This is a genomic window from Skermanella sp., from assembly GCF_059503625.1.
The window spans coordinates 1-4,435 of sequence record NZ_JCACHA010000030.1; the positions used below are offsets into that span (position 1 = coordinate 1).

At 63.8% G+C, this 4,435-nt stretch carries 2 protein-coding genes; both read right to left on the reverse strand.

The window, feature by feature from the left end:
* Positions 1–466 precede the first annotated feature (466 nt).
* The gene (locus AC5JJ6_RS00765; protein ID WP_496040205.1) at positions 467–3,373 is read right to left on the reverse strand and encodes a PAS domain S-box protein; all 2,907 of its coding nucleotides are present in this window, start codon (positions 3,371–3,373) and stop codon (positions 467–469) included.
* 30 nt (positions 3,374–3,403) lie between these two features.
* Positions 3,404–4,195, reverse strand: a complete 792-nt coding sequence (locus AC5JJ6_RS00770; protein ID WP_496040206.1) for a PAS domain-containing protein — start codon at positions 4,193–4,195, stop codon at positions 3,404–3,406.
* Between the last annotated feature and the right edge of the window lie 240 nt (positions 4,196–4,435).

The following is a 4,435-nucleotide window of genomic DNA, read 5'->3' on the forward strand; positions in this document are numbered from 1 at the left end:
GATCCAGCTCTCGCCATGGCAGGCTGAGCATCTCCCAAGCTTTGATATGCTCCCGTTGCATAGTACCGATGAAGCCTCGAACAACGTCGGCCGACGACGGAGAGCGTGGAGGGAAGGCGGCCGGTCGAAGGAAGGGCAAGGGCCAACGCATGCCCCGGACACAGAGCCGGAACCAGCATGTCGCCGGCGGCCTGAGCCCACGGACCGCAACTGGATGGGCCGCCCAAGCCCCGAATGCCGGTCGCGTCTGACCTTCGACAGGAGCCCGGTGCGGACACCAAAGGTGCAGCGAAGCAAAAAGCCGCACGCTGGGATCTGTGCGGGGGGCAGGAGGCAACTCCTGTCCCTATTGCAACAGACGGGACGTGCCAGCCGGCATCGAGATCTCCTTCATCTTCATCCTGTCCCATCGCCTCGTGCGCTTTGTGATCCAGGAAATCAGCGCCTGACGTTTACAAACAGACACTTACTCTGCGACCGCAGGGATCAACGCGCAGATGCTCGCCGCCAGCTCAGCGTTCCGGAACGGCTTCGTCAACCGCGGCAACTCCGGCGCGAGGCCATCCACCTCCGCGTAACCCGATACGATTAGAACGGCAAGAGCCGGCTTCAACACGCGCGCCTCACGCGCGAGGTCAGCGCCACTCATGCCCGGCATGAGGTGATCCGTGACGAGAAGGGCCGGCGTTGTGCCGGTCTTGATGAGATGCAACGCTTCTTCCGCCGAACCGGCTTCGACCACCTCAAATCCGAGATCGATCAGCATGTCGGCGGTGCTCATGCGCACAAGCTCTTCATCATCGACGAGCAGCGCGACACCGCGACCGATGCGTGCTGCGGGAGCTGCCGCCGAAGCTTCTTCGCTGCCGATCGGGAACGTGCTGATCGGAAGCCAGAGCTCGATCGCCGTGCCCTTTCCGGGCGCGCTCTGGATCGTCAGGCCGCCGCCAAGCTGGGCCACAAGGCCGTGCACCATCGACAAGCCAAGGCCCGTTCCTTTGCCCACGCCCTTGGTCGAGAAGAACGGCTCAACCGCGCGCTCACGCGTTGCTTCGTCCATTCCCATCCCGGTGTCTACGACGCAGAGGAGCACGTAATGCCCCGGCCTGAGATCCGGCCTGTGGCCTCGGTTCACGCTCGCGCGATTAGCCTTGATCGTGAGCTTGCCGCCGTTCGGCATCGCATCGCGCGCATTCAACGCCAGGTTGAGAAGCGCCATCTCGAGCTGGTTCGGGTCTGCTTTGGCAGGCGGAAGGTCGTCGGCGAGGTGGATCCGAACATCGATCGTCGGACCGAGCGTCGAACCGATCAGAGCCACCATGCCCTTGATGAGGCTGGCCAAGTCGACGCTGATCGGCTGCAGCGGCTGCCGGCGCGCAAAGGCGAGCAGGCGCTGGACAAGCGTCTTGGCGCGCTCGGCCGATTGCAGCGCGCCGTCGATCAGCCGCCGTTCGCGCTCGCTGCCGACGCCGCGACGCACCAGCATGTCTAGAGAGCCAATGATCGGGGTGAGCAGGTTGTTGAAGTCGTGCGCAACGCCACCCGTGAGCTGGCCCATAGCTTCGAGCTTTTGATGTTGGCGAAGCTGGGAGAGTGCGTCCTCGCGTTGAATGACGGCTGCTTCGACTTCGCGTGCGAGGTTCTCGGCAAAGCGCTTTTCGCGGTCGATGTCGAGGGAGGCTGCGACAGCGCCAATGGTGCGGCCGCGATCGTCCTTCATAGGTGCTGCAATGTATCTTACCCACCGCAGCGAACCGTCGGGCAGTTGGATCTGCGCCTCGAGTTCCCTGCGCTCGGCCTCGCCGCGCAACACCTGCGCCAGCGGGTATTCGGCAGCATCGACCCGGCGGCCATCCGTGTGGAAGGAGGCATGATCGTCGCCGTAGCGCCCAGCATCGTCCGAACGCGTGATCGGCTGGCCAACCATTTCTTGGACCCGGGCATTGGAGCCGGTGATGCGCCCCGAGGCGTCGGCGAACACGAGCCCGACCGGGGCGGCGTCGATGACGGCACGTAGCCGCGCTTCGCTCTCGCGTAGCGCGGCTTCCGCCCGCTTGCGGTCGGTCTCGTCAAGGTAAATGGCCGTCATGGAAACGGCCCGGCCAAGGTCGTCGCGATTGACGGTCCCGCGGCTGTATACCCATCGGACCTGCCCATCGGGCCGGACAATCCGCTTCTCGACCTCATAGAATTCCTGTCCGCCCTCCAGGATAGCTGCGCGCTCCGCCATCACTCGATCATAATCGTCCGGATGATACTGGGCGCGGATCTCGGCGAGCGTCAGCTGCTTTCCCGGCGGGTGCCCGAAGAGCTCGGCATAGGCAGGAGAGTGGGTGACGCTGTCGGGGAAACGGAAGACCACCTCGGCCAGGCGTCCGGCTTCAAGGGCGAGCTGTAGGCGCGCCTCGCTCGCGCGTAACGCTGCTTCAACCTGGCGACGGTCGTGAATGTCGACCGAAGCTCCGAACCAGCGGACGATCTCGCCGGTCTGCGGATCGCGGTAGGGTTCGCCCCGGACCAGGAACCAGCGGTAGTCGCCCCCCTTTGACCGAATGCGGTGCTCGATCATGAATGTGGTGCCCGTGTCGCGCGCTACGTCGAATGCCGCCATGGTCGCCGCCGCATCGTCCGGATGGACGTGGCTCGCCGCCACTGCCGCAGCGGTAGTCAGCGCATATGGAACCCCCGTGTAGTCGGACCACTGCTTGTTGAAGAACTCGACACGACCCTCGGCGTCGGTGATCCACACGATCTGCGGAACTGCGTCCGCGGTTAGCCGGAACCGCGCCTCGCTGGCACGCAGTTCCGTTGTGGCGGCGACGCGCTCGACGTGCGCCCAGGATCGAGCAGTCACCTCGCGCAGCAGGCTCAGTTCCGCCCCGGTCCAGATCCGGGGCACGCGGTCGTGGATAGCCATCAACGCGGCGAGGCGGTCCTCCTTCACAAGCGGCACACAAATCGTGGCGGCGATACCAATGTTCTGAAACGTTTCGGCTTCCTCGGGCGCCAGTTCGCTGAGGTTGTCGTTAATGACGAGCGGCAGGCCGGCACTCAGGTTCTTCACCGCGAGCTTACCGAAGTCGGCGAGGCTGTAGTGCCCGACGATGCTGGTCGCGCCCGGTGCGGCCCAGTCACCCCGGATGGTGAAGCCATCCTGATCCTTATCCATATCTGCGTAGGCGCAGACCGACAGGTTCAAATGCTCGCCAAGCAAACGCGTCGTGGTCGCGAGGACCGCATCGGCGTCGAAGAGCGGAGCCGTCTCGGCGCTGAGCCGATCGAGGAACCCGAGGCGCGCCTCGCTCTCGCGCAGCGCCTTTTCGGCGCGGTGCCGATCGGTGACGTCGTAGCCGCCGACAAAGATACCGGTCACACCGCCTGCCTCGTCGCGGATCGGTTCGTACTAAAAGTCGATAAAGCGCTCGCCGTCCTCGCGATCAAGACTGATCGGCATGCCGCGTGCGGCAAAGGGCTCGCCGGTCGCGAAGACACGGTCGAGTAGCTCGTAGAAACCCTGCCCAGCGATCTCGGGAAAGACCTCGCGTACGGTGCGGCCCTCGAACTCGCGCTCGCCCGAGATCTCCCGATAGGCGGCGTTCACGTACTCGTAGCGGTGATCGGGACCGGAAAGCATCGCGGCGAAGCCCGGCATCTGCTGGAGCATCCGCCGCTGGCGTTCACGCTCCTCGGCCATCCTCCGCTCGGCGAGAACCTGTTCGGTAATCTCGACGCACGGGCAGAAGAAGCCTGTCACCACACCGTCCTCACCGCGTACAGGCGTGTAGGAAAAGGCGAAGTGCGTCTCTTCGGGATAGCCCTTCCGCTCCATGATGAGTTCAATATCGTCCATGTGGACTGGTCGGCCAGCGTAGGCTTCCTCCACGATCGGCAAGAGATCGGCGCGAATCGCTTGCCAGACCTGAAGGAAGCCGCGACCAAAAGCGGACGGGTGCTTGTCGCCTAGGACTTGGGAATAAGGGCCGTTGTACAGGAGCGTGCGCTCTGATCCCCAGACGACGAACATTGGCTGGGTCGAACCGAGCATCACGCTGACGAGCGTCTTCAGCGGCTGCGGCCACGCGCCGGGAGGGCCGAGCGGCGTCGCCGACCAGTCATGCGCGCGCATCAGCACGCCCATCTCGCCACCGCCCATCAGGAACGCACGGCTGTCCAAAGTTCCCTGAGCATCAGACAATTCTAGCCTTTCCGATCGTATCTCCTGATCGAAGATGAGGTTATCAGGTCATTGTAGGGGCTGAGGTTCGGTTCGTCATGAGGGAAACTGATCGACATGGTCACCTTGTTGGGCGGCAGCCGAGAACTCGAGGAGCAAAGTGGGGCCAGCAAACGAACAAGGTAAACAAGGTACTGAACGGTATATCACACAGCCGTCCGACGGTGCGCTATTGCATGTCGCAGAAGCACAGGCACCAGA